The sequence below is a fragment of the Lapidilactobacillus luobeiensis genome, from assembly GCF_024345205.1.
Lineage (GTDB): Bacteria > Bacillota > Bacilli > Lactobacillales > Lactobacillaceae > Lapidilactobacillus > Lapidilactobacillus luobeiensis.
This window is the reverse complement of sequence record NZ_BROC01000001.1, coordinates 69,047-95,046: the sequence shown is the minus strand read 5'-3', so window position 1 is coordinate 95,046 and position 26,000 is coordinate 69,047. Positions and strand designations below refer to the sequence as shown.

The following is a 26,000-nucleotide window of genomic DNA, read 5'->3' as shown; positions in this document are numbered from 1 at the left end:
TGGGAGCGCATCTTGCTCCCGGAATAATCGCGTAGTTAAGCACAAAAAGCAGGCTCGTGCAACACGTTTCAAACCAGAGTACGAACTGACCTGCATTGCTCCTGAGCACGTTTCAAACCAAAGTGCGAGCCGGCCCGGGTAGCTTGCGAGCATTAACCTAACAATTGTTTTGGGAGCGCATCTTGCTCCCGGAACAATTGCTAGGTTAAGCACAACAGGCAGGCTTGCGCAACCGGTTCGGAAATGATAGAAAATAAATAATCTTGAAACGATCATTACGATAGCAAAAATCTTTTAATAGAATTGAAAACACTCCGGCTTTCCAAAGAGACAGTCTGCCGCTCATCTTGAAGGTGACCTGGGTCGATCAAACCATCTTTTCCTTGAAGCAGGCGATCAAATGCTGGATCCGTTGATTTTGACGTTTGCCTTTTAAAGTCACTGCATAGTTTTCAGTGGCTAATTCCGGCGCGTCGATCATGACTCGCTGCAATTGATTGGTCGCAAAATACGGGCGGCAATAAGGTTCTGGCAGAATCGTCAGACCTAAACCGCCGCAAGCGGCATTGACCAGAACTTCTGTATTCACGCTTTCGATCACGGGATCGACCAACAACTGTTCTTGCCATAATAATGATTCCCAATGATCGCGTAATGAGCTACCCCGTTCGCGCAATAAGAAGGGCAGTCGTGCCGCCTCAGCCAAACTAAGTAATCGCCGCGGCCAAAAATCCGCATGGGGATCGGCAACGCAGAAAAGGCGATAACTAGACAAGGACTGACGTTCAAAATCCCGATTAGTTTGAAAGCCTTCGATAAAGGCGACGTCGATCTCCCCTGCCAATAAACGCCGCTGGATCTGATCAACATTTTCCGCATAGACCTTGATCGGTGTCTTGGCATAGTCTTGGTGAAATTGTTGTAATGCTGGCGTCAGCGCCTGAGTCCCGATCGTTAAACTAACCCCCAAATTCAAAGGTGTATTGCGAGCCTGACGATGTTTAAAATCAGCTAAGCTCTGATAATCACGGACCAGTTGTATTGCGCGGATCTGAAAATTCTGACCGTCACGATTTAAAACCAGACGAGCATGGATGCGATCAAACAAAGGTAGACCGATCTCTTGTTCCAACTCTGCCAATGTTTTTGAAATGGCAGGCTGTGATAGAAAGAACCGTTGCGCTGTTTTGGTGACTGAACCGGTTTCACAAACACTGAGAAAAATCCGCAATTGGCGAATATTCATTAATTACACCTCATAACTTTCTGAATATGTTGTAATGACTTAATATGTATTTTTAGTAATTACGATTTCTTGGTACACTGGGATCAAGGAGTGATCACATGTCAAAAAATTGGCTATTATTCAAAGCATATTTATTAGCAGGTAGTTTAACTTTTTCCGGTGGTATGGCCATGTTGCCTTTGATCGAGCAAGAGCTATGCGTGAAACAGCAATTGATCGATCGCGATACCCTGTATGAGTATAGCACACTTGCACAAACTTTCCCGGGAGTCATCGCATTAACGAACGCTTGTTTTGTCGGGCGTAAGATCAACGGTCGTTCTGGAATGATCGCGGCAGGTCTAGGCGCGATTTTGCCCGCCTATTTATTGATGTCCCTAGCCACGGTCCTTTATCGATTTTTACCAGAAACCGGTCCGATCTTGCCTGCTCTCGCAGCTATTCGCGCGACTTCGGCCTCCTTCCTTTTCGTGGCGGCTTTTGATCTGGCGCGACATAACTTACGCGATCGTCAAAGTGCCGCGATCGCTTTGCTTGCATTCATAGCCACGGTCTTCGGCCTGATCAGCGCGCCTTATCTGATCGGCCTCGCTTTGGTCATTGGCCTGCTGCAAGCTTGGCATGGCCAACGCCAGCGGGAGGTCCATTAATGTTGATCAACCTAGGATGGACATTTCTAAAAATCGGCTGGCTGGGCTTTGGTGGCGGCTATGCGATGCTTTCTTTGATCGTGGCCGAAATGCAACAATTGGGACTGACTATGACGCAGTATGCTGACCTGACGGCACTAGATCTGCTGATCCCCGGACCGATCGCGATCAATTCGGCAACTTACATCGGCCAACTTTGCGGTGGTTTCAGCGGCGCATTGGTCGCAACGATCGCAGTCTGTGTCCCTTCAGTGGTCATCGTTCCCTTTTTTATGAAACGAGAACAAACTATCCGTGCTGACCCGTATTTGGATCAGATGCTAAAACTGGTTAAAATCGTTTTGGTTGGGCTGATCTTCGCTGTCGCTTTCTCCCTATTGCTAACGACGATTTGGGGCATCGACCAAGTGCAGTCTTGGCGTTCGGGTCATTTGGCGCCGCTAAACTTAGTGGTGATGCTAGGTGCATTAGGACTCAATCTCCGATATCGGATCAACCCAGTCTGGTTGACCCTACTAGCCGGCTTGATCGGCTGGCTCAGTTATTACCTCTAGAACCAGCAACGTCGGTTTGATCGGCCAATCGAAAATAACCCGATCTTTGTCAGTTACAGTTACAGAAAAAGCTTGCCCCAAATACGCTTGATCCTACTGACCTATTATTCATTCAACGTGTCAGAGAAATCCAACAGTTTTCCCGCCGCGATTTTTGTGACAAGTTTTGCCCGATCGCGCTGGCTGACGATAAAAAGTGGTGTTTTGGGCGCGTTTTCGTGAATCAATGCCGGTAAAGCTTGGCGGTTTCGTCCTGGGAAACCCCAAACAAATTTTAAAAACTCCCAATAGTCTTGATCAAAACGCTCTTGAAATTCAGGGGCCATATCTGGCCGTTCCTGACCGAAATAGCGTCTTTTCAATGAACGAGTGACCACCCGCTTGATGGCAATACCACGCGGCACCTGTAGCCAAATGATCGCATCCGCCTGTGACAGTCTGACTGCCATCGTGCCACTATAATTACCGTCAATGATCCAGTTTTGGGGATGCGCCGCCATAAAATCTTTTTGAAACTGGATAAATCTTTTCTTCGCCGCCGGGGAATAATCCGTTTGGTGCCAATAATAATCCAAATACAACAAAGGCCAACCCGTCGCCAACTGGATCTGGCGCGCCAGCGTTGATTTGCCACTACCTGGGGAGCCGATCAACATGATCCTCATTTTTGTCCTCCTTAAATAATTGGCGCTCAAATAAAAAAGATCACTTTCCAGTGACCTCAAAGTAACTCGATGATGCTTTGATTTTTGCGAAAATCAATTGTTCCGAGAAAAAATTCGTAGAATCGAAAGGAATAAGTTGATGAAATCTAAATAAAGTTCCAGAGCGCCATAAATAGCCAGATTTTCAACCGGGATGCTGCCGGTTTCAGTGGCGTTTTGATACATCAATGTCAATTTTTGATTATCCCATGCTGTTAAAATAATGAAAACGACTAAGGTCGCATAAGATAAAATGAATTCCATTTGGCTAGAGCCAAGGAAAATGTTGATCACTGTCGCTGCCAAAACACCGATCAGGCCCATAAACGCTACCCGACCCATTTTCTGTAACGGTTTACTCGTGACCCGACCGTAAATGGACATAGTCACGAAAACAACTAAAGCTGTCAAAAAAGCCGCGGTGATCGCGCCAAGATCATAAGCCCAAGGTAAGATCGTAAAGGTCAGTCCTTGTAAGACGGAATAAAGGACAAAATAAGTTGCAGTTTGGGCTTTGGACTTCAAGGCCGCCCGACTAAGGGACAAGACCATCACTAATTCACCAGCAAAAATGACCCACATCACCCAAGAATGATTCGCTAAAACATTCAAAACCGCATTTTGGAAAAACGTGTTCAGTAAAAAGGCCACTGCTGCGGTGATCCCAACGCCTAACGCCATATAACCATAAACTTGATTGAAGAACCGTTTGAGACCTTCATCTTTCACGATTTCAGGTTGTTGTTGCATTGAATTACCTCCAAATTGATTGATTAAATACAGATCTGATCAGATCGTCGGTCGACCGACGTCATCAAAAACAATTTCTGAATAGTACCCATTATAACATAGTTTCCAAGCAACCAATCAGACTTTGGTCTAATCTTAAACCGTTTTCACCTTGATCAAGCAGGATCCTTGCACCATCGTCAAGCAGGTGACAGCGCGATCGATCACGGTGTCGTCAAAACATCCACTTGATCCAAGTAAGCCTCCAAGCTGAGTTTCTTGGCCATGATCGTTTTGGCAACCGTCGACCCAACAAACCGAATATGCCAAGGTTCATATTGATAACCAGTCTCCGCTTCTTTTCCCTGTGGAAAGCGAATAATAAAACCATAATCAGCGCAATGATTGGCCAGCCACTGCCCAGCAGCAGTTTCACCGTAATGGTCATCAACCGCCCCGACATCAAAGGCCAGACCGGTCTGATGCTCCGAAAAACCGGGACGCGAAGAGTAGTGATCCGCCGCTGCGACTCCATCTTTATTGACATAGCTTTGATATAATTGTTGTTGGCGTTGATAACTACGATAGCCAGATAGTTGAGGTAATGTGAAGCCTGCCGCTTGAGCGCCTGCTTGCAATTTCAAGAGTGCCTGTTCCGCTTCAACTTGAATACCACCATAATCTTCGGGGAGCGGATGGGTTTTATTGACCAATAAGATACCCTGATAATAGCTGGGTTTGACTTGACTTGCGGCTGGATATTGATAAGGTGTGACCTTTTTCTTGGTCGGCACTGGCTTGGCGATCTTGACTTGATGAACGATCCGTTTCTCTACGCCTGCCTTAGTGATCGTAAACGTCAATTTCTGGATCCCTATTTTTTTCGTATCTAATTTCGTTGCTTTGATCAAACGCGCTCCCGGCGTGATCTTATTGACCAGGTCCGCGCTCGTCAGATCAGCGCCGTAAGCAACTTTAGTTCTCGCGGAAAAGTGGATATCCAGTGAGGCCAAAACCTTTTGCTGTTGTTGGTCATGGATCGCCACCCCCAGCACAATCAAAATAAGCGCACCGATCATGATCGAGAGCGCAGAAATGATCAACGTATTATGTCGTCGCCCTGCCTTCAATGTTAAACCACCTTATCGCTCAATTAGAATTCGTCCGTTATTTAACGAACCTAATTTGATTATAGCTTGCCTAAACTCAGACAACAACTGTCTCAAGGTCCCTTTTTTACTTTTCTTGAAATTTTAATGAATATTTTCAAGATCATTCAGCATTTTTCTAAAAGCGCCTTCATTTTTATTGTTTCAGTGTTATACTAAAGGGTAAGTCAAAATTTAAGTAAGTGAGTGTCTATCCATGATCACCTTTTTCAAAAAATATGGTTATTTGATTTTTGTCGTTGTCACACTAGGTCTATTGGTTGGCGGCTATTTCATGACGAATGAACTTAGCTCCGGCCCTTTGGTTACTGTAACTGGTCGACAACAACAATTAGTTCGACATGAAAAAAATGAAAACAAATTAACAACTTTTGAACGCTATTTAGAAAAAAAATTATCCATTCATTTTACCGCGAAACAATTACAACAGGCAGCAACTTGGGTCGTCAGCCTTAGTTTGGCTGTCCTATTGCTTGAGCCATTATTGGTTTGGTTGATCTATCGTCGAAAACCGGCGCCGACACCAGCAGAGTTTCGTCAGCTCAAGAGTAAAGTCAATCATGATCCTTATCGAATCGACCATGACACCGACCGTAACTTCAAGCCTTGGTTGTGAGCACCACTAAAACTGACAACCCATTCAAAAAACGTGCCCACCAATCAAAGTTGGTAGCACGTTTTTTGAATGACTTTTTCAGACCAGGATCATTACTTTATTCTAGTGACTTCAGTATAAACTTTCTGAAAACAGTTTGGCTTCCTTAGTCTAGCTACCTTGATATTGTAACAGCGTAAAGAGATCATAGTCTTTGATTTTCTCGCGACCCTTTAGATCGACTAATTCGATCAAAAAGGCTGTTCCCACAACGATGCCGCCCAGTTGCTCAACCAGATCGATCGTGGCCTTGATCGTCCCACCAGTAGCCAACAGATCATCAACGACCAATACTTTTTGGCCCGGTTTGACCGCGTCTTTGTGCATAAACAGTTCCGCTTGACCATACTCCAAGTCGTAAGTGACCGAGATCGTCTCCCGCGGTAGTTTTCCTTTTTTTCGTGCCGGCGCAAAACCGATCCCTAAGCGATCAGCCACAGGGCAGCCAACGATAAAGCCACGCGCTTCTGGACCACAGATCATTTCGGCACCGTGTTCCTTAGCAAAAGCCGTGATCTTAGCTGTTGCCGCCGCATAGGCTGGGCCGTTTTCCATTAACGGCGAAATATCACGAAAAATAATCCCCGGCTCTGGAAAATCTGGTACTGACGCAATATAATCGTGAAAATCGATCTCTTTCTCTGTCATGATCTACATCCTATCTTTACTATTCTTCAAAATCTTCTTAAAAAATGGCGCGGTCAAGCTTGCTTGATAAACGCATCGACTTGTTGTAAGCTGCCTAACGCCAATTGCTGGTAAGCTAACTGCATCGCCTGTTGCCGTTGAAAGGTCGCCGAAGCGGTCAACGGTTGTTTTTCTGCTTGCCGGTTTGCCACCAAGCGTTCCTTATCCATTTTAACAAAATTCAGTTCAGAAAACACCCTAATTCCAAAATCTAGTTGAGCAGTCGTTAGCTGACAATGATCAGCAAAACGGGACAGCTGTGGTCGCTTGATTTCTGGCTGGCGATAGATTTCTTTCAATAACGCGCGCAATTGCGGGATCTGTAGACGCAACTGTTCTTGACGTTGTTGCGAAGTATAAAACAATAAATATAATCGTGGGGTCTGTAATATTTTTAAATAAGTTTGTAACTGATCGACCGACGACGGTAAGTCAATGAAAACCGTTGCCGCCATATTTGGCAACAATTGATCTGGATGCAAAATAAAACGGACTTGTTGATGTTGCTGTTGTAATCTTTGCCCTAGCCGTTGATCGAAACAAATATAAGACCAAGGGTGCTGTAACATTTTAGGCCCTAGCCGTTGGTGCCGACAATCAATAACTTGAAAATCTTGCTGGGGCCAACGCCACTGCGCCGTCGCAAAATTCGCTATTGCATCAGGATTCACCTTGACCGTGGGATTAGCGCTGGCCGTGACCGAACGTGCTGAAGCCGGCTCAGCAGTTGGCGTTGCTACTGGTGATACCGGCGTGGTTGTTTGGGACCCCTTTTTTGTGACCTTGGGGGTGGTGGCTGATAAACTTGACGCTTTGGTCGTCTGCGCAAGGTCTGTGCCCGTGGGATGGGCCCCACAAACTGTGATCTGTAATTTAGTTTTTCCCCGCCACGTATTTGTACCTAGCGTACCTAAGATCGCCAACTGTTGCCCAGCTTGGCGCAATTTTGCTGCCTGATCGCCCTCACGGAAAGCAACAGCTTCGATTTGATTGGTCAACGTGCCCTTTAAAGTTTGCTGGGTCTGTCCAATGGCCTGCCACTGTTGCCAAGGTAGATCGATCAATTCAAAAAGCGGTTGAGGATTTTTTTCACCAAAGGGACCTAAGACTTGCTCAAGTTGAATTACCGTCTCAGGTGTCAGGGCAGCCAACTCTGAAGCACTTAAGCGATAATCAGCGACTAACCCGGCGGTGGCTGTGATCGCGCTGAGCTGACTCTGTGCTTGCGCAACTAAATGGGTCCGCAGTCCAGCGATCTCGGTCGGAGCTAAGGAAAGTCCGACCGCGCCAGCATGACCGCCAAATTTCTGGAAATGTTCTCGATATCGATCCAAGGCCTTGAATAGATCAAATTCACCAACAGAACGGCCAGAGCCTTTGGCAACGCCTGTTTTTTGATCGATGCTCAAGACCAAGGTAGGACAATGATAAGTATCCACCAAACGACTAGCGACGATCCCCAAGACACCCTCGGCCCAATCAACGCCAGCCACGACTAGCGCGGCTGGTCGCGATCCAGTTTCGATCTGTTCTGTTGCCTGTGACAAAACAGCTTGCACTAAAGTCTGCCGCTGCTGATTGACTTGTTCCACTTCTTGAGCGATTTTTTTCGCCTCTGACTCCGCGAAGGTCGTCAATAAGGCGACTGCGGGGCGAGCACTACCAACCCGCCCTAAAGAATTCAACCGAGGGATCAGACTAAAGGCCAAGTCACGGGCGGTAACCTTAGTCAGGTCGATTTTTGCTTGTTCGGCTAAAGCGGCCAAGCCTAGGCGTGGATCACCTTGGAGCTGCTGGAGTCCAGCAGCGACGATCACCCGATTATCTGCGACCAAAGGCATCACATCGCCAACTGTTCCGATCATGGCCAAGTCCAATGACTCACTAGGTAATTCGCCTAGAAGCCCCCAAGCCAGATAAAAAGCGACGCCGGCACCTGAGAAGAAGCCGAAGTCACAAGTCGACTTAGGATGACGTGGATGCACGATCGCATAAGCCTGTGGTAACTGCTCGGGCAGGTCATGATGATCGGTAATGATCACATCCATCCCTTGAGCCTGGGCATAAGCGACTTCAGCCACCCCAGTGATACCATTGTCCACCGTGATCAATAATTGTGTCCCCTGCTCGACTAGTTCCTGGTAGCGTGCCAAGTTTGGCCCATAGCCATCAGTGAATCGACTGGGCACATAATAGTCCACATCCACACCTAGCGTGCTAAAAGCATCAACTAAGATCGCGACACTGGTCACACCGTCAGCGTCATAATCACCATAGATCACTATTTTTTCGTTATTTTCTAAAGCCTGTTCGATTCGAGCCACAGCCTTATCCAAGTCATGAAAATGATCTGGCGTAGTCAGATCACTGAGATCCACCGCCAAAAAGTCGCGGATCTGTTCAGCCGTCGTCAAGCCTCGATTCATCAATATAGCAACGATCAGCGGCGCTAGACCTAAGCTTTGTGCCAAAGTCGTGATTTGATCGTGATCAAATTGTTTTGGTGCTGTCCATTTATCTTGCAAAAAATCAAACTCCATCATCTTTTGACCCAGCCGACCTAAAATAGAATCAAGACAAGTCAACGATGCGACCTGTCTTGATTTTTGGGTCAACTTAACCAGCTATCCGCTTGCGTCATTCGGTTCGTCCGGTCATGACGCTGACCTTGTTAATGCGCGAAAACCTTCAATGTTTTTTTAGTCGCCGGCTTAACGCTTTTTAGCTTGCCTTGAACGGCCCAACGATTGGCGCCACCATCAGCGCAAGTGATCAAGGTGACGATCTTCTCGCCAGCGCGATCGTCGATGATCGCCACAGCTTCCGGCTTGATCACCGCCTTACTAGTGATCTGATAGGTATACACATGATCTAGATCAGTCAAATAGATTTTCTGACCTAGCTCTGTTTGCGCCACTGGTGAGAATAAAATGCCTTTATTGGTCATGTAGTGGCCGGCGAGTGCATAATTGCCTGTTCCCATTTTTTGATCCGCCTTCATTGTGCCCGCACCTAACGACATAGCGGTATCACTCAAACCTTTTAAGATCGGCAAATACAAAGACACGCTGGGGATCGCGATCTTACCCAAGGCCCCCACTGGACCGGGATCGATCGCTGCTTTGGCAACTTGAGTCGCGTCAATACTTTTGACCTTGGAGAAATCAAATTCCCCTTCGATTGCTGCCGCGTTCTTGATCGATTTCTTAGTGACTTGCTCCGTCCGATTCCCGGTCATCCATTTGATTGCTTGATCTTTGATCTGGCGGTTAAAGATCAGACCTAAAGAAACCAATAATAAAAGAATCAAACCAATGATCTTAAGCTTTTTTTTCAACTCAGGCCACCTCGATTTTATCTTTAAAACTTCAATATCGATTATTTACCCTTGATATCATCATCGTTGAGTTGCAAGATCGTCATGAAAGCTGCTTGGGGAACCTCCACGTTACCAATTGCTTTCATCCGCTTTTTACCAGCCTTCTGTTTCTCCAGTAGCTTGCGTTTCCGCGTGATATCACCACCGTAACACTTCGCCAAGACATTCTTGCGATAAGCCTTGATCGTCGACCGAGCAATGATCTTATTACCGATCGCCGCTTGGATCGGGACTTCGAACTGTTGCCGCGGGATCACGGCTTTTAAGCGCGTGACGATCAAACGACCACGCTCGAATGCGAAGTCACGGTGAACAATGAAGCTCAATGCGTCGACCGGCTCACCATTCAACAGGATATCCATTTTGACCAAATCACTGGCCCGATAACCGCTGATCTCGTAATCTAAGGAAGCATAGCCCTTAGTACTCGATTTCAGATCATCGAAGAAATCATAGATGATCTCTGAAAGTGGGAGTTGATAGATCACATTGACCCGAAAAGTATCAAGGTAATCCATCGTCACGAAATCGCCGCGCTTGCGCTGGCATAACTCCATCACCGCGCCAACATAATCATTGGGCACCATGATCTCCGCTTTGACATAGGGTTCGCGAACTTCTTTGATCTCAGATGACTCAGGTAATTGCGCGGGGTTATCAATGATTTGTTCGGTGCCATCTGTTAAGACAACATGATAGTCTACCGAAGGCGCGGTCATGATCAGATCAAGATTGAATTCACGCTCTAATCGTTCTTGAACCACATCCATGTGTAATAGCCCTAAGAAGCCACAACGAAAACCAAAACCTAGGGCCTGCGACGTTTCAGGCTCAAAATCCAGAGCGGCATCATTCAAGCGCAACTTCTCCAAAGCCTCGCGTAGGTCGTTATACTTGGCATTATCTACTGGATACATACCGGAATAGACCATTGGTTGGATCTTGCGATAACCAGGGAGAACCTCACTGGCTGGGTCATCTACTAACGTGATCGTGTCACCGACATCGGTTTCTTGGACTGATTTGATCGCAGCGGTCAAATAGCCAACATCGCCGGCCATCAAGAGCTCACGCTGCACTGCTTTGGGCGACATCACACCGACCTCAGTCACTTCATACTCATGACCGTGACTCATCAGCTTGATTTTATCGCCAGGTTTGACGGTGCCGTCCACGACCCTGATACTTAAGACCACGCCGCGATAACTGTCATAGACCGAATCAAAGATCAGTGCCTTCAACGGTGCCGTTGGATCACCAGTCGGCGCCGGAATATCAGTCACGATCCGCTCCAACAATTCGGGGATCCCAGTCCCCACCTTAGCGCTGGTCAAAACCGCCTCGCTCGCGTCGATCCCGATCATTTCTTCGATTTCTTCTTTGACCCGATCAGGATCAGCGGATGGGAGATCGATCTTATTGATCACAGGTAAGATCTCCAAGTCATTGTCCAAAGCCAAATAAACATTCGCTAAGGTTTGGGCCTCTACACCTTGCGCGGCATCAACGACCAGGACAGCCCCCTCGCAAGCCGCCAAAGAGCGAGAAACTTCATAGGAAAAATCCACATGACCTGGCGTGTCGATCAGATGGAAGATATAAGTCTGCCCATCTTTCGCCTGATAATGAAGCTCTACTGCGTTTAACTTGATTGTGATCCCCCGCTCGCGTTCTAGATCCATGTTATCTAGTAATTGCGCTTGCATTTCTCGCGGCGCCACGCTATCTGTTAGCTCCAAAATTCGATCCGCAATCGTTGACTTACCATGATCGATATGGGCCACAATCGAAAAATTGCGGATATGTTTTTGCCGTTCTAGCATTTCTTCTCGTGTCATTTTCTTCGCACCTAACTCGTTTCTTCTCAGTAAATTATAACAAAAATTGCCTGCAAGTGCGACTAGTCGTCACTCACTTGCTGTTTGAAGCTGGTTTGGTCATGTCAAGTATCATGTCCGCGGCTTGCGCTGCGAAATTCGGGGTGAGCTCGCTGTGGGCGTCACTTTGAGCTTCGCAAAACCCGCGAATCTCAAAGCTGAGCCTTGGCCTAAGCGGCAGAGCCGCTAAGGCCAATTTCACGGCGATCTCACCCCAAATTTCTCCGCTCCAGCCGCTCAACGTTATAATAGTCGTTTGAGCACTCACGTCAAATTGGCAAGCTATGGCCAATTGATGGGGAGCCACGCAAATGACGACCAGGGCTAGTGGTCACCAGCCTTAAATTGGTGACACCGGCACAGTCCGTCTGATGAACTAAGGCAAATTCTTGTGAATCAGCTGAATCGGTCGGTTTTCAACCAGTGATTGTCTAGGATGAAGGCAAAGATGTCCAACCAACAAATCCAAATCCGTTGGTGTTGCGTACCACCCTCAAAATAGGCAATTGTTTGACATCTACCCTGCAATAGCACTTCGTCATATATCCATCTTCGGTTGCAGATGAGCTCAATTCTGCCTAGCAACCGGTTCGGGACATGCGGCTCAGCAGTGAAATTATTCTTTGCGGCTCTGCCGCTTAGAATAAGGCTTGATTTTGAGACAAGCCTCACACTTTGCGGATTGGCTTAAAACGATGCCCACTGCGTTCCAGCCACACAAATGGCCCGAACCGGTTGCGCTCACGCACCACACCCAGCACACCTGCAATCAAGCAAAACATCAAATAGCTAAGCGCAAGGAGCTGGGTCGGCGCGTTTCCAGCCACGGCAACCGTCACTAACTAAACGCCAATCAAAAAAAGCGGGACGCTGGCCCGGGGATCAGCTTGTTAATGGACAAGTTGCCTCTGGACGCCATTGCGACCCACTTGTTTTTGATTTTATAATTGGGAATAGCCCTTAGCGTTCGCGCTAGAAGACTGGCTGGCTGAGCACTTGCCAAGTCGCATAGCTAGTATCGGCTGGCGTAAACTTTTGGCCGTTTTGTAAATAGTCTTTAGCTTTTAAAACCAATGGTGACGCATTTGCTAAGTTCAAATCGGCCAAGTTGACCCGAACGGCTCCCAACGAATCCTGTCCGATAAACTGATCTACCTTCGCCGCGACTTGACCGGTCACTTCATTGATCCGATAAAAGACGCAAATGTGCTGATTCCAATGGAAATCTTGATAATCCCAAGGATATTTGAAGGAAGTCACGCCTAGTTGGGTCAGACGCAATGGCTGGAGCGCTGTTTCTTCAGTGATCTCGCGAAGAATCGCGTGGTCCAATGACTCGCCATCTTCCAGACTACCACCGGGGAGATCAAAACGATTGATGTAAGGTCCCCCATTTTTCTTGATCACGACCAGCGAAGTTTGATCGCCAATGATGCCATAAACACCAAACGCGAGATGATAATCTACTGCCATTACCAACAGCCGCCTCCTACCTATTTTTCAAAGAAGCTGGTGTCACTTGATTGAGACAGCTCGCTTCATTCAATGATGGTTAGCCGATTGAGCCAACGCAGGCTGTGCCTAATGTTATTGAAACTTCTCTTTAAAGCGGCTGAAAAAATCACCTTTTTGCGGATCGATCTTGTCGCCACTGGCGATCACAAAATCTTTCAACGCGTTCTTTTGCTTGTCATTCAAGCGTTTCGGGGTCACCACGTTAACGGTGACGGTTTCATCGCCGTTGGTCTTGCTATGCAAACGAGGGGCGCCCTTGCCTTTCAGCCGGAATTTCGTGCCTGATTGTGTTCCCGCTGGCACCTTCAGCTTGACTGGTCCGTGAACCGTATCCACCTCGAGTTCATCGCCTAAAGCCGCCTGGGGGAAACTGATCGGGATCGTCACGAAGATCTCCGCGCCGTCACGTTCAAATTTATCACTTGGCGCCACGCGGAAGACAATGTAAAGATCGCCATAAGGGCCGCCGTTTTCGCCAGCCTCACCTTGACCTTCCAAGCGCATTTGTTGACCGTCCTCGATGCCCGCGGGAATCGTGACTTTGACCTGATGACTTTGTTTCTCTTTGCCGGTACCGTGGCAAGTTGGGCAAGGGTTCTCAACGATCTTACCTTTGCCGCCACAACGATCACAGTTGACCCGCGTCCGAATGCGACCCAGCGGTGATTGTTGCTCAACTTCCATAAACCCAGTGCCATGACACTTAGGACAAGTGATCGGCTGGGTACCAGGCTTAGCGCCACTACCGTTACAGGTATGACAATTAGCCTCGCGATTATAACTGATATCCGTTTCCTTACCAAAAATCGCTTCTTCAAATTTCAGATCCATCCGATATTGTAGATCGGCACCTTGACGAGGGGCGGTGGCGCTATTCGCGCGACTGCCGCCACCGCCAAAGAACTGACTGAAGATGTCACCGAAATCACCAAAGCCACCACTGGCTTGACCATAACCGCCACCACCGAAGGGATTACCGCCGCCTTGAAAAGCCCCATCCATGCCGGACTTACCATATTGGTCATAAGCCGCTCGTTGTTGTGGATCAGAAAGGGTCTCATATGCTTCATTGATTTTTTTAAATTTCGCTTCGGCATCTGGAGCCTTGTTGATATCGGGATGATATTTTTTGGATAATTGTCGATAAGCTTTTTTGATATCTGCGTCGGATGCGTCTTTCTGCAAACCAAGAACATCATAAAAGTCCTGATCGTCTGCCATTGTTTTCCTCCTTATCGACCATACGTCGAATTAATACACATCAAAAATTGTAGCATAAACAAGAGAGCGCGACAAGCGGCTTGAGGTGATCAGACCGTGCCTGCAATTGCTTTCTGCATTGACCCACCACTTCACTGTTAGAAAGGGACACTAACTGGCCACCAACACCTGCCTGCCAACAAAAAGAGATTGGATCAACGACCCAATCTCCCTTGGTGGCAAACAGACTGGTGCTCTTTGCCACTTTTTACTTATGACGCTGTTGGTTGCGCTGGTTGCTTATTTCTTGTCTTTATCGACTTCTTCAAAGTCACCGTCAACCGTGCCGTCGTCGCCCTTGCCTTGATCGTCAGCGCCTTTACCTTCGTCACCCTTGGCCGCGTCGCCTTGTGCTTGCTGCGCTTCTTGAGCTTGTTGGTAAAGTTTGACCGTTAAGTCTTGAACGACCTTGCTTAATTCGTCACGCTTGGTCTTCATCTCTTCAGTGTCATTGGCTTCTTGCGCCTTCTTCAAAGCGTCACGAGCGTCTTCAGCCTTCTTGATTTCTTCGTCAGAAACCTTGCCTTTGAGTTCGCCTAAAGTCTTTTCAGTTTGGAAGAGTAATTGGTCAACGTCGTTCTTCAAGTCGACTTCTTCTTTACGTTTCTTATCTTCTTCAGCGTTCTCGTCGGCTTCTTTCTTCATCCGTTCGATTTCTTCATCGGACAAGCCTGATGAACTCTTGATGGTGATCTTTTGTTCCTTGCCCGTGCCCATATCCTTCGCGGAAACGTTAACGATCCCGTTCCGGTCGATATCAAAAGTCACTTGGATTTGTGGGACGCCACGAGGAGCAGCTGGAATGTCAGTTAATTGGAAACGACCTAAAGTCTTGTCGTCAGCCGCCATTGGCCGTTCGCCTTGGAGCACGTGGATATCAACAGCAGGTTGGTTATCAGCGGCTGTGGAGAAGGTTTGTGACTTGGAAGTTGGGATCGTCGTATTCCGATCGATCAACTTGGTGAAGACACCACCCATGGTTTCGATACCTAATGATAATGGCGTGACGTCAAGCAAAACAACGTCCTTAACATCACCAGCGATCACGCCACCTTGGATCGCCGCACCAATGGCAACGGCTTCGTCAGGGTTGATCGAATGGTCAGGTTCTTTGCCCGTCCAGCTCTTAACAGCATCTTGAACAGCTGGGATCCGCGTTGAGCCACCATTTAAAATAACTTTATCAATATCCGCATTACTTAAACCAGCGTCACGCATGGCATTTTCAACTGGGATCCGGGTTTTTTCAACTAAATCAGCAGTCAATTGGTCGAATTGCGCGCGGGTCAACGTTTCTTCCAAGTGCAAAGGCCCATTAGCGCCAGCGGAAATAAATGGCAAGCTGATCGATGTTTGGCTAACGCCAGACAAGTCTTTCTTAGCCTTTTCAGCGGCGTCCTTCAAGCGTTGCATCGCCATCTTGTCTTGGGACAAGTCGATGCCATTAGCTTGCTTGAATTGTGCGACCAGCCAGTCGATGATCTTGTTATCAAAGTCATCGCCACCTAAACGAGTGTCACCGTTCGTGGACAGAACTTGGAAAACGCCATCGCCTAATTCCAAGATGGAAACGTCAAAAGTCCCACCACCAAGGTCATAAACTAAAACTTTCTCATCAGCGTCGCCTTTATCAAGGCCATAAGCCAAAGCGCTGGCCGTTGGTTCGTTGATGATCCGTTGTACATTCAAACCGGCGATCTTACCAGCGTCCTTAGTGGCCTGACGTTGGCTGTCGTTAAAGTAGGCAGGCACCGTAATGACCGCGTCTGTCACGGGTTCGCCAAGATAGTCCTCAGAGAATTTCTTGATGTACTGCAAAATCATCGCGGAAATTTCTTGTGGTGTGTATTCCTTGCCATTGGCTGAGACCTTGTAGCCGGCCTCGCCCATATGACGTTTGATCGAAGAAATCGTATCTGGGTTGGTGATCGCTTGCCGCTTGGCAACTTCACCAACTTGGATCTCGCCGTCTTTAAAAGCCACGACAGAAGGAGTGGTCCGATTGCCTTCTGGGTTTGTAATGATTTTTGGTTTGCCGCCTTCAAGGACTGCAACTGCAGAGTTGGTTGTCCCTAAGTCGATCCCAATAACTTTTGCCATATTGAATTACCTCACTTAATAGATTAGAAATTATTTTATTTATTTTTTGCTTGTTTGCTTAGTTTGCTTGTTTGCTTAGATTGATTTGATTTTGGTGCTAAGATCGAAAACTATTTTGCCACGATGACCATCGCTGGCCGAATCGTCCGATCCTTCAGGCAATAACCTTTTTGCAGGACCTGATAAATCGTATCTGTTGGATGATCAGCGTCAGCCGGGGCTGTTTGGACAGCCTGATGGAAGTGAGGATCGAACGGTTCACCGACCTTACCGACCTCGGTGATCCCGTTATCGGTCAAGGCAGTCTGTAAATGTTCCAAAACCATCGCTACACCCTTATGCAGTTGCTGGGCAGATTCATCAGTAACTGCCACTGCTAGAGCTCGTTCCAAATTATCAACGACTGGTAGCACTGCCGTCCCTAATTTTTGCGCTGCATATTTTGCCTGTGACTCCCGTTCTTTCTCGTGGCGACCATGCATATTCTGGATCTCTGCTTGAGAACGTAACCACTTATCTTGCAGTTCTTCATTCTTGGCATTCAGATCCGTGATCTGTTTTTCCAAATCAGCGGTGTTAGTCGCAATAACTTCTTTCAGGTCCTCATCATTTAGATCCGCGATCACTTGCTTAACGGATTCTGATGTAGGCGCCTTTTTCACCGACGCTTTTTTACTTTTTTTTGCTTGCTGAGCCTTTTCCGCGAATTTCGCATCTTTTTCAGATGGAAATTCAGCAGTCTGATCAGCTTGTTTGCTTGTCTTCTCGGACAAATCCGTCACTCCCTTGATTTTAACTAGCTATCATCATGAAAATAGCCGTAATACTCAACTAGCTTTTTGACCAATTCGTCACTGAAAAGTTGCAACAAACCGATCAACTGTGAATAAGGCATGCTGGTTGGTCCCAAGATGGCGATCACGCCATCACCATGTTGACCAACGTGATACTTAGCGGTGATCAGACCGTAGTCACTGAGCAACGAATTATTGAATTCATCACCTAAGCGAACTGAGATCGGTCCCAGCACCTGTTGCGGATCATCAGGACGTGGATCGATTTGATTCAGATCCAACAATGATGGTAGAACTGACTCTTTATCGAGTAATTGATACAAACTCTTCAGTTGATCCAGATCGGTCGGTTGCGCAAAATTCAATAAATTAGAACGCCCACCTACATAAAAATGTTGAGAAGCGGCCCGCTTTAACACGTCACCGAACAAATCAAGAAAGCCAGCGGACGAATGCAGATACTTCGTCAGCAATTGCGGGATCTCACCGGCCAATTTCTGTTTGACCACCGTCAGCGGTAAGCCAACGAGCTGATCATTAATGATTCGAACAGCCTTCTCCAAATCATCGGAGCTGATCAAATGTAACAACCGATAAACCCGACTTTCCACAGTTCCCGCACTCGTCGCCAGAATCGCGATGATCTGATCATTACCTAAAGGAATGATCCGAAATCCAGTCAACGTCATATCAGCGCTTTCTGGTCCCAGTGAGATCGCCGTATAATTCGTTAAATTAGATAAAATCGTCGCCGATTGTTTAACGATCTCGTCGATCTCATGATAATCACGGTCAAAATTCGCAGCGATCTTATCAAAAACTTGTGGTGGCACCGCCGTTGGTTGTAACAAATGATCGAGATAATAACGATAACCAGCCGTTGAGGGGATCCGCCCCGACGACGTATGATTCTTCATGATCAGACCATCTTCTTCAAGTGTGGCCATCTCATTACGGATCGTCGCCGAACTAACATGAAACGGTAATTGTCCCATCAATGTCTTGGAACCAACAGGCTGTCCTGTTTCGTTATAAATACGAACAATCTCTGCCAAAATCAGTGCCTGACGTTTGGTCGGCATAGTTATCACCTCTTTTTTAGCACTTGATTGTTATGAGTGCTAACAACACTATAAAATATACCAACCGCGGCTTTTAAAGTCAAGGAAACACACCATTTTTCTTGAAAAAAACGTGAAATCAGACCGGGGACCGATGAGCTTCTCCGTCCTGATTGTCGCTGGGACTCAGACCACGACCAGCAGGAAAAAGTAACTTGCCAGCGGCTTGCGCTGCGAGAATCGGGGTGAGATCGCTAGCTTTAAATTGGTGACACCAGAATAGTCTGTCTGATGAACTCGAGCAGAATCTTGACGAATCAACTAAATCGGTCGGCTTTCACCAGTAGATTGTGGAGAAAACGAGTAGAGATGTTCGACCTACGCAAAGTATCCCGGCCTCCGAACCAGTTGACATTAACATACCACCAAAAAAGTGTGATGGTTTTGACCACCACACTTGCAAAAGCATTTCGTCAGATATTCAAATCCGATTGTAGATAGGCTCAATTCTGTTCAGCAACCGGGTCGGGCCATGCGGCTCAGCAGTGAAATTATTCTTTGCGGCTTTGCCGCTTAGAATAAGGCTCGATTTTAAGACAAGCCGCGGGTTTTGCGGATTGGCTTAAAACGACGCCCACTGCGTTCCAGCCGCACCAATGGCACGACCCGGTTGCGTCCCCACCAAACCCACAACACCTGCAATCAGCAAAAAAAAAAGCGGCGTGGCCGCCACTTTTCAAAACCAAAACCACCCCTGCAAATCAAACCAACATAAAATCAGCGAAAACATCATTGCCAATAAACCGACCACGCTCGGTCAGCGCATAAGCAGGCCCGAGATCAACCAGCAACCCCTGCTGGATCAACCGGGGGATCACCTGCGGATAAACCGCCAAGATCGAACGGCCGAAACGTTCCTGAAAACGTGCCTTTTCCACCCCGGCATTTAGCCGTAACCCTAGGAAAAGTTGTTCCTCGATTTGTTGATTGGTGGTGATCTGCTCCGACGTTAGGATCGGCAATTGTTCCTGGGCCAAGGGCTGCAGGTATTGCTGGATCGGGCCGAAATTCTGATACCGGGTTTGCCCCAAGTAGCCCGACGCGCCGGCGCCAAAGCCGAAATAATGCTCGTTATGCCAATAGACCAAGTTATGTTGCGATTGAAACCCCGGGCGCGCAAAGTTGCTGATCTCGTACTGTTCGATGCCATGGGCGTTCAACGTGTCCATCGCCAGTTGGTACATATCCGCTTCCATATCTTGACTGGGTAGCTGTAATTTGCCCCGGCGCATCAAGTTGTAGAAAACTGTTTTACGTTCCAAAATCAGCGAATAGGTCGCATAATGCGGAATTTCCAGCGCCAAGGCTTGACTCAAACTGCGTTGAAAATCAACCAGATCCTGGCCCGGCAAGCGATAGATCAGGTCAATGGAAATGTTGTCAAAACCAGCTTGTTGGGCCTGCTCCACTGCTTGGACCGCCTGGCGCGCCGTATGGGTACGGCCAATTTTTTTCAAAACGGTGTCGTTGAAAGACTGGACCCCGATACTAAGGCGGTTAACGCCGTGAGATCGGAGTAAGGCCAATTTTGTGCCATCCAACAGGTCATTGGGATTGGCCTCAAAAGTCACCTCTTGACCGCGAAATGGCAATAATTCCTGCACACCGGTCAAGAGGAAATCCAGCTCCGCCACAGGTAAGGCGCTGGGAGTGCCGCCGCCAAAATAAATCGTGCCGATGGTCACATCGGGGTGCTGGGCCAAGGTCAAACGGATCTCGGTCAGCAACGCTACCAAATAATCATGGACCGGTTGCCCATTGATCAACACCTTGTTGAAATTGCAATAGTAACAAATATGATCACAAAAAGGAATGTGAATATAGACAGCGGCCTGCTGGCGACTAACCTGTGCTACCATGTGCTACCTCCTATTCAGGTACTTTGAAAATGACTGCCGCGCGGGTTTTAACGAACATTTTAATCCTTCGGCGCGGCTAAAAAAGCGCGACTCTGCTGGGCATCTTTTTGCAACTGGGCGACTAACCCAGCCGCGCCGGTAAATTTGACCTCACCTCGTAAGTAGTGATGCCAGCGCAATTTGACTGTCTCGCCATAAATATCCTGATCAAAATCAAAAATATTACATTCCACGGTCAGCGGATGGTCAGTGCCAAACGTGACATTGCGGCCAATCGAGGTCATTGACGGGTACCAACGCCCCTGAACCAAGATCTCGGTGGTATAGATCCCCACGCCGGGCAAGCGCTCACCGTGAGTCGTGCGAATATTGGCCGTTGGGTAGCCCAAAGTCCGGCCGCGCGCTTCACCATGGACCACGATGCCTGAGGTTTGATACACATACCCCAGCAAATGATTCGCTGTCTCGACCTGACCACCAGCCAACGCGTCCCGAATGGCGCTAGATGAGATCTTATGGGCCAACAATTGCTGTTGCGGCACTTCAATGATTTCGAAACGGTCTTGGGCATAAGCCGGCAAATGAGCCATGTCGGCGATGGTTTTCGGCCCATAGGTATAGTCAAAGCCGGCCACCGCCACATGCACACCTAAACCCACGAGGAATTGATCGACAAAACTCTGCGGCGTCAAATGACCCACTTGTGAGGTGAAATCGACCACATATAAATAATCGACGCCCAGCCCCGCCATCAATTCGATTTTACGTGCCAAGGTCGACAAATACGTGAAGTCCGCCGCGGCGACTTTCTGAAAAACGATCCCCGGATACTTATCAAAAGTCATCACCGCTACCGGTAAATCCGCCGCCTGTCCCGCCGCTAACGCAGTCTTGATCACCGCTTGATGGCCGCGATGGACCCCGTCAAAGAACCCCAGGGCCATAACTTTAGGGCGCAGATCGATTTTTGTTGCCTGAAATGGATAGCTTAAATGAATGACTTCCACAATTGTTCCCTCTTCCTTGAACAGTGCCACAATAAATTAACAATATGCTGACAATACTTTGAAATTACAGCGCCCCAATACTTTAAAAATTATGAAATGATTTTGAAAGTGCCTGAATCAATCATTGAAAATATCTGGGTCAACTTTTAACATCAGCGGACACCTGCCCTACTGATTGGCCAATAGCATGGTCTCGGCGCTGTAATTACCTAACCGACTCGGCTGATAACGATAGATCGCCTTGATTTTATCTTCGTAGAACAGCGCAACTTCCGGCGCCGATCCTGCCAAGGTGATCGCGCCGCCGTTTTTGACCAGTTGCCATTGGGCCGCGTCCAGTCGCACGGCCGGCAAAGTCGCCAGTACTGTTTCGATCGGGCGTAAAACCGTGCTCAGGTCAGCTTGGGCCATCGCTGCTGTGACCTGCGCCAAGGTCACCGTTTCCGCCAAGGTGATCCCACCGCTTTCCAACCGCTGCAATGATGACATCACTGCGGGCACGCCTAATAGCTGACCACAATCCGTGGCCAAGGTGCGCACATAGGTCCCCTTGGAGCAACTGACCGTGAAAGGAAAGCGAACCACCCCAGCAGTGGCGTCATAAACAAGGGGCGCGGTCCGCTGGAAGCGAAAAACGTGGATCTGCCGCACTGGTCGTTCCACAGTTTCGCCAGCTCGAGCATACTCGTATAGCCGGCGTCCATTGACCTTGACTGCCGAAAACATCGGGGGGATCTGTGCCACATCGCCAGTCAGTTTCGTCAAGGCCGCATCCACCTCAGCCTCTGTCGGCGCTTGCGTCAGAAAGACCCGTTCGACCTCGTCTCCGCTCAGATCCTCAGTGGTAGTCGCAAAGCCCAGGGTGATCTCACCTTGATAAACCTTCCCTCCGGCTAGCAGACGATTGACTAGTTTGGTGGCCTGACCCACACAAATCGGCAATACGCCATCCACATCGGGATCCAACGTGCCGGTGTGGCCAATGCGTCGCTCATGCAAGATCTTTCTTAACTTATAAACACAGTCCGCGCTGGTCACCCCCCGCGGTTTGTATAATGGGATCACGCCGTCCATTCCAATTCTCCTCATAACCTGACTTAGAAAACAATGCATTTATTATAACAGAAAAACCCGTTGTTGTTGTGGATACTTATTTGCGGCTTTTTTGAAAGCCAGCTGGCGGCAACATTATGGCCGCCATCAACTACTGTGAAAAGGAGTCGGCGCCCACCTGAGCAACTCCTGAACCAATAACCGAGCAGGCGCTTTTGAAGTGGGCTGGGCTCCAGGAGCACCTTCATTGTTGAGCGAACGTGGTTACGTCAGAAAACGCGTTCAAAAAAACCCACTTCTGCTTAGAAGTGGGTTGGCGTTTCAGGTTTAGTCCTGATCTTTTTTCTCGGCATCCAGTTGTCGGATCAATTGATCGATCCGTTCGCCGTAACGAACAGATTCATCTTGAACGAAAGTCAAATCCGGAGTTTTGTATAAAGACAAGCGTCCGCCTAGTTCCTTACGAACTAAACCGGTTGCCTTGTCCAAACCGGCTTGAGCCTTCTCAACATCACTGGCTTTGTTGGAGAGAATACTATAAAAGATTTTTGCGTGTTGCAGGTCACCGGTCAGTTCAACGCCGGTGATGGTCACACCATCGACCCGCGGATCACGGACACGTTTCAACAAGATGTCATTGACTTCTCGTTGGATCTCCTGTTCAACACGACCAATACGATGTTTCATCCATGGTCTCCTTTTTTGAAATGTGCTCGGTTATCTAAATTATTTTGCGGGAACTTCTTTCATGACGTAAGCTTCGATCTGATCATCGACCTTAAGATCGTTGTAATTCTCGATCATCACACCACATTCGAACCCTTGACGGACTTCTTTAACGTCATCTTTGAAACGCTTCAATGACGCAAGTTTGCCTTCATAGATCACGATGCCATTACGGATCAAGCGGACGCCTGAATTACGTTGGATCAGACCGTTATTCACGATACAACCAGCGATCGTGCCTAACTTGGTGACCTTGTAAGTTTCCCGAATCGTCAAATCACCAGTAACTTGTTCTTCAAAAACAGGTTCCAGCATCCCCTTCATCGCCGCTTCGATTTCATCGATCGCGCGGTAAATGACGTTGTGCAGACGAATCTCCACATCTTCACTTTCAGCTTGGGACTTGGCTTGCGGTGTTGGCCGCACGTTAAAGCCAATGATGATCGCATTACTTGCGGAGGCCAAAGTGACATCACTTTCATTGATCGCGCCAACAGCTTGATGAATGATATTGACCCGAACACCTTCAACATCGATCTTCTGCAAGCTACCCGCCAACGCTTCGGCGGATCCTTGGACGTCAGCCTTGATGATCACGTTGACTTCCTTGAGTTCGCCCTCTTTCATGGTTTCAAAGAGGTTATCCAAGGTCACGCGATGCGCCTTGTTCCGTTCTGCCAATTGCGCGCGCTTAGCCCGTTCTTCACCGGCTGACCGCGCTGTTTTCTCGTCTTCAAAGACGGCGAAGTGATCAGCTGCGTCAGGAACATCATTCAACCCAGTGATCTCCACTGGTTCTGATGGCAAGGCTGTCTTGACCCGCCGACCGTGGTCATTGGTCATGACCCGGACCCGACCAAAGGTGTTACCAACGACGATCGGATCGCCGACATGCATGGTCCCTTGTTGGATCAATAATGAAGCGACTGGGCCTTTACCCTTGTCCAAACGTGCTTCCAGAACAGTTCCGACTGCCCGTTGTTTAGGATTGGCCTTCAATTCCAGAATATCGGCTTCCAGCAAGATCATTTCCAACAGTTCGTCGATATTGGTGCCATTTTTCGCGGAGATCTCCACGAAAATCGTGTCGCCGCCCCATGATTCAGGAATCAATTCATATTCCGTCAATTGTTCCATCACATGGTTCGGGTTCGCGCCTGGCTTATCGATCTTGTTGACCGCCACGATGATCGGATCGTGCGCTGCCTTGGCATGATTGATTGCTTCGATCGTTTGCGGCATGACACCATCGTCAGCTGCCACGACCAAAACAACGATATCCGTCACATCAGCGCCCCGCGCCCGCATATTCGTGAAGGCCGCATGTCCTGGCGTATCCAAGAACGTGATCAAGCGATCATTCAGCTTAACTTGATAAGCCCCGATATGTTGAGTGATCCCACCAGCTTCGCCAGCGGTCACGTGAGTATGACGCAGACGATCCAGCAAGGTCGTTTTACCATGGTCAACGTGACCCATGATGGTAACCACTGGTGGCCGCGGCGCCTGATAATCAGTATTCGCGACTTCCGCCTTAACAATCTTCTCGATATCAGAAAGATCTTCTTCGACCTTCTTCTGCGCTTCGATACCATAGTCCGTCGCCAATAACTCGATCGTATCGCCATCAAGTGATTGGTTCTGGTTGGTCATCACGCCCAGCATGAAGAGCTTCTTCACGATTTCCGCTGGTTCCCGGTGCAAAAGTTTACCCAAATCTTGAGCGTTCATGCCATCGGTATAAACCAGAACTTCTGGCAATGGCCGATCTTTTCGTTGTGGCATTACTTTAGTCGCTTGATGACGTTGTTGCGCCCGTTGCTTGCGCTTATTGCGCTTGCGTGGATTTGGCTTGTAGCCATCACGATCATTGGCGTTGAAGCCACCTTCACGTTTTGGCGCCGCATTATGGGTAAAGACCTTTTCTGGCCGCTTCTTAGCAGTAGTAGTCTTAGGAGTTTCTGTGGTCGCAGCTGGTGCTGGTTTCCGGGCTACCTTCTTTTCAGCGGCTGCTTCTTGACGAGCCTGCTCTTGTTGCTTGACCCGTGCTTCTTGAGCTTGCTTATCTTTAGCCTTTTGATCGCGACGTTGCTTTTCAGCACGACGCTGTTCGTCCGCCCGTTCTTGCTGGATCGACGCTTGTGTCTGCGCCGCTTGTTCTTTGTATTGTTGCAAATGACGCAAGCCAGCATTCGCTGCGGGACGTGGGCTACTGCCATTATTGCGGTTTTGGTTGTTCCGGCGTTGATTCCCACCAGTCGCGTTACTTTGGTTACCGCGATTCGCTTGGCTATAACGGTTGTTGCCACCGTTATTATTGTTACCACTATTGCTGTTATTGTTACGATTGCGACTATTCGCAGCGTTACTATTATTGCCGTTATTGCGGTTATTCATGCGATCCCCATTTGTGCCATTTTGGCGTTGATTTCGTTGCCCGTTCTGACCGCGATTTGGCTGTTGCCGTTCACCGCCTTGTGACCGGCTATTGCTGTTAGTGGTATTACGATTACGACGAATTGCCGTGATCTTGATCTTAGTCTTACCATCATTTTTAGAATCAGCGGTTGTTTTACCAGTTGTTGATTGCGTCGGGGTCGCTGCGGTCACATGGCCTTCGTGCTTATCAGCTGCGCCGGGTTTGGTCACGGCTGGTTTTGCTTTAGCAGTCACGTTCGCCGTTTGACTTGGTTGGGGTTTTTCTGCTGGCCGTGCCGACGTTTCTTTACTTGCCGCACTGTTCGTAGCCTGATGCCCACCTAATTTCTGGGTCAATTGTTGGGCTTGCTGGTCATCCAAGGTCGACATATGGTTCTTGAGATCAAGGCCCATTGCTTTGGCCTGACTGATCACATCTTTACTGGCAACATTCAATTCTTTCGCTAATTCATAAACTCGTTTCTTCCCCATATTTC

General features: G+C 48.2%; 21 protein-coding genes. 3 read left to right on the top strand and 18 right to left on the bottom strand.

The genetic code is table 11. The features are described from left to right. Positions 1–367: 367 nt before the first annotated feature. Positions 368–1,246, bottom strand: coding sequence for a LysR family transcriptional regulator (locus tag OCU21_RS00370; protein WP_261805527.1), 879 nt, complete (start codon positions 1,244–1,246; stop codon positions 368–370). 98 nt (positions 1,247–1,344) lie between these two features. Between OCU21_RS00370 and OCU21_RS00365 the strand changes: the two genes are divergently transcribed. Continuing rightward, positions 1,345–1,896, top strand: coding sequence for a chromate transporter (locus tag OCU21_RS00365; protein WP_261805526.1), 552 nt, complete (start codon positions 1,345–1,347; stop codon positions 1,894–1,896). Then, positions 1,896–2,450 carry a chromate transporter gene (locus OCU21_RS00360; RefSeq protein ID WP_261805525.1) on the top strand — a complete coding sequence of 185 codons (555 nt, stop codon included), beginning with the start codon at positions 1,896–1,898 and terminating at the stop codon, positions 2,448–2,450. Before OCU21_RS00365 ends, OCU21_RS00360 begins: the two co-directional genes overlap by 1 nt. A gap of 104 nt (positions 2,451–2,554) precedes the next feature. On the opposite strand, the gene OCU21_RS00355 is transcribed toward OCU21_RS00360, so the two are convergent. The 3 genes from OCU21_RS00355 to OCU21_RS00345 all read right to left on the bottom strand — a co-directional run bounded on the left by OCU21_RS00355 (position 2,555) and on the right by OCU21_RS00345 (position 5,013). Continuing rightward, complete coding sequence (locus OCU21_RS00355; RefSeq protein WP_261805524.1) at positions 2,555–3,115, bottom strand: P-loop NTPase family protein; 561 nt, start codon at positions 3,113–3,115, stop codon at positions 2,555–2,557. 93 nt (positions 3,116–3,208) lie between these two features. Then, a complete protein-coding gene (locus tag OCU21_RS00350) occupies positions 3,209–3,904 on the bottom strand; it encodes a Bax inhibitor-1/YccA family protein (RefSeq protein ID WP_261805523.1) in 696 nt (231 codons plus the stop codon). Positions 3,905–4,107: 203 nt separating this feature from the next. Beyond that, positions 4,108–5,013: a M15 family metallopeptidase gene (locus OCU21_RS00345; RefSeq protein ID WP_261805522.1), complete on the bottom strand. Its 906-nt coding sequence runs from the start codon at positions 5,011–5,013 to the stop codon at positions 4,108–4,110. A gap of 235 nt (positions 5,014–5,248) precedes the next feature. Between OCU21_RS00345 and OCU21_RS00340 the strand changes: the two genes are divergently transcribed. Beyond that, entirely contained in the window at positions 5,249–5,668 is a 420-nt protein-coding gene (locus OCU21_RS00340) for a hypothetical protein (RefSeq protein WP_261805521.1), read from the top strand. A 150-nt stretch (positions 5,669–5,818) separates the two neighbouring features. Here OCU21_RS00340 and OCU21_RS00335 read toward each other — a convergent pair whose 3' ends face one another. The 14 genes from OCU21_RS00335 to infB all read right to left on the bottom strand — a co-directional run bounded on the left by OCU21_RS00335 (position 5,819) and on the right by infB (position 25,995). Further along, complete coding sequence (locus OCU21_RS00335) at positions 5,819–6,355, bottom strand: adenine phosphoribosyltransferase (RefSeq protein ID WP_261805520.1); 537 nt, start codon at positions 6,353–6,355, stop codon at positions 5,819–5,821. Positions 6,356–6,408: 53 nt separating this feature from the next. Beyond that, complete coding sequence (gene recJ / locus OCU21_RS00330; RefSeq protein WP_261805519.1) at positions 6,409–8,919, bottom strand: single-stranded-DNA-specific exonuclease RecJ; 2,511 nt, start codon at positions 8,917–8,919, stop codon at positions 6,409–6,411. Between the two features lie 146 nt (positions 8,920–9,065). Beyond that, positions 9,066–9,731, bottom strand: a complete 666-nt coding sequence (locus tag OCU21_RS00325; RefSeq protein ID WP_261805518.1) for a class A sortase — start codon at positions 9,729–9,731, stop codon at positions 9,066–9,068. Positions 9,732–9,772: 41 nt separating this feature from the next. Continuing rightward, on the bottom strand, positions 9,773–11,611 hold the full coding sequence (lepA, locus tag OCU21_RS00320) for a translation elongation factor 4 (RefSeq protein WP_261805517.1): 1,839 nt from the start codon (positions 11,609–11,611) through the stop codon (positions 9,773–9,775). A gap of 1,011 nt (positions 11,612–12,622) precedes the next feature. Further along, entirely contained in the window at positions 12,623–13,123 is a 501-nt protein-coding gene (locus OCU21_RS00315; RefSeq protein ID WP_261805516.1) for an NUDIX hydrolase, read from the bottom strand. A 114-nt stretch (positions 13,124–13,237) separates the two neighbouring features. Further along, a complete protein-coding gene (dnaJ, locus tag OCU21_RS00310) occupies positions 13,238–14,386 on the bottom strand; it encodes a molecular chaperone DnaJ (RefSeq protein WP_261805515.1) in 1,149 nt (382 codons plus the stop codon). Positions 14,387–14,665: 279 nt separating this feature from the next. Further along, the gene (gene dnaK, locus OCU21_RS00305; RefSeq protein ID WP_261805514.1) at positions 14,666–16,525 is read right to left on the bottom strand and encodes a molecular chaperone DnaK; all 1,860 of its coding nucleotides are present in this window, start codon (positions 16,523–16,525) and stop codon (positions 14,666–14,668) included. Between the two features lie 110 nt (positions 16,526–16,635). After that, entirely contained in the window at positions 16,636–17,298 is a 663-nt protein-coding gene (gene grpE, locus OCU21_RS00300) for a nucleotide exchange factor GrpE (protein ID WP_261805513.1), read from the bottom strand. Positions 17,299–17,321: 23 nt separating this feature from the next. Beyond that, positions 17,322–18,401, bottom strand: coding sequence for a heat-inducible transcriptional repressor HrcA (hrcA, locus tag OCU21_RS00295; protein ID WP_261805512.1), 1,080 nt, complete (start codon positions 18,399–18,401; stop codon positions 17,322–17,324). A 740-nt stretch (positions 18,402–19,141) separates the two neighbouring features. Then, the gene (hemW, locus tag OCU21_RS00290; protein ID WP_261805511.1) at positions 19,142–20,299 is read right to left on the bottom strand and encodes a radical SAM family heme chaperone HemW; all 1,158 of its coding nucleotides are present in this window, start codon (positions 20,297–20,299) and stop codon (positions 19,142–19,144) included. 59 nt (positions 20,300–20,358) lie between these two features. After that, a complete protein-coding gene (ribF, locus tag OCU21_RS00285; RefSeq protein ID WP_261805510.1) occupies positions 20,359–21,306 on the bottom strand; it encodes a riboflavin biosynthesis protein RibF in 948 nt (315 codons plus the stop codon). 168 nt (positions 21,307–21,474) lie between these two features. Then, positions 21,475–22,380: a tRNA pseudouridine(55) synthase TruB gene (gene truB / locus OCU21_RS00280; RefSeq protein WP_261805509.1), complete on the bottom strand. Its 906-nt coding sequence runs from the start codon at positions 22,378–22,380 to the stop codon at positions 21,475–21,477. 306 nt (positions 22,381–22,686) lie between these two features. Continuing rightward, positions 22,687–23,046 (bottom strand): 30S ribosome-binding factor RbfA, encoded by a 360-nt coding sequence (gene rbfA, locus OCU21_RS00275; protein ID WP_125596195.1) that lies wholly within the window; start codon positions 23,044–23,046, stop codon positions 22,687–22,689. Between the two features lie 39 nt (positions 23,047–23,085). Next, positions 23,086–25,995, bottom strand: coding sequence for a translation initiation factor IF-2 (infB, locus tag OCU21_RS00270; RefSeq protein ID WP_261805508.1), 2,910 nt, complete (start codon positions 25,993–25,995; stop codon positions 23,086–23,088). Positions 25,996–26,000: the final 5 nt, after the last annotated feature.

Bases quoted from the DNA above. Each gene is read 5' to 3' on its own strand.
- hemW (WP_261805511.1), bottom strand. From the start codon at position 20,299: ATGGTAGCACAGGTTAGTCGCCAGCAGGCCGCTGTCTATATTCACATT.
- OCU21_RS00340 (WP_261805521.1), top strand. From the start codon at position 5,249: ATGATCACCTTTTTCAAAAAATATGGTTATTTGATTTTTGTCGTTGTC.
- OCU21_RS00370 (WP_261805527.1), bottom strand. From the start codon at position 1,246: ATGAATATTCGCCAATTGCGGATTTTTCTCAGTGTTTGTGAAACCGGT.
- OCU21_RS00335 (WP_261805520.1), bottom strand. From the start codon at position 6,355: ATGACAGAGAAAGAGATCGATTTTCACGATTATATTGCGTCAGTACCA.
- OCU21_RS00355 (WP_261805524.1), bottom strand. From the start codon at position 3,115: ATGAGGATCATGTTGATCGGCTCCCCAGGTAGTGGCAAATCAACGCTG.
- dnaK (WP_261805514.1), bottom strand. From the start codon at position 16,525: ATGGCAAAAGTTATTGGGATCGACTTAGGGACAACCAACTCTGCAGTT.
- infB (WP_261805508.1), bottom strand. From the start codon at position 25,995: ATGGGGAAGAAACGAGTTTATGAATTAGCGAAAGAATTGAATGTTGCC.
- OCU21_RS00350 (WP_261805523.1), bottom strand. From the start codon at position 3,904: ATGCAACAACAACCTGAAATCGTGAAAGATGAAGGTCTCAAACGGTTC.
- hrcA (WP_261805512.1), bottom strand. From the start codon at position 18,401: ATGCCGACCAAACGTCAGGCACTGATTTTGGCAGAGATTGTTCGTATT.
- truB (WP_261805509.1), bottom strand. From the start codon at position 22,380: ATGGACGGCGTGATCCCATTATACAAACCGCGGGGGGTGACCAGCGCG.
- dnaJ (WP_261805515.1), bottom strand. From the start codon at position 14,386: ATGGCAGACGATCAGGACTTTTATGATGTTCTTGGTTTGCAGAAAGAC.
- OCU21_RS00360 (WP_261805525.1), top strand. From the start codon at position 1,896: ATGTTGATCAACCTAGGATGGACATTTCTAAAAATCGGCTGGCTGGGC.
- OCU21_RS00365 (WP_261805526.1), top strand. From the start codon at position 1,345: ATGTCAAAAAATTGGCTATTATTCAAAGCATATTTATTAGCAGGTAGT.
- OCU21_RS00315 (WP_261805516.1), bottom strand. From the start codon at position 13,123: ATGGCAGTAGATTATCATCTCGCGTTTGGTGTTTATGGCATCATTGGC.
- rbfA (WP_125596195.1), bottom strand. From the start codon at position 23,046: ATGAAACATCGTATTGGTCGTGTTGAACAGGAGATCCAACGAGAAGTC.
- lepA (WP_261805517.1), bottom strand. From the start codon at position 11,611: ATGACACGAGAAGAAATGCTAGAACGGCAAAAACATATCCGCAATTTT.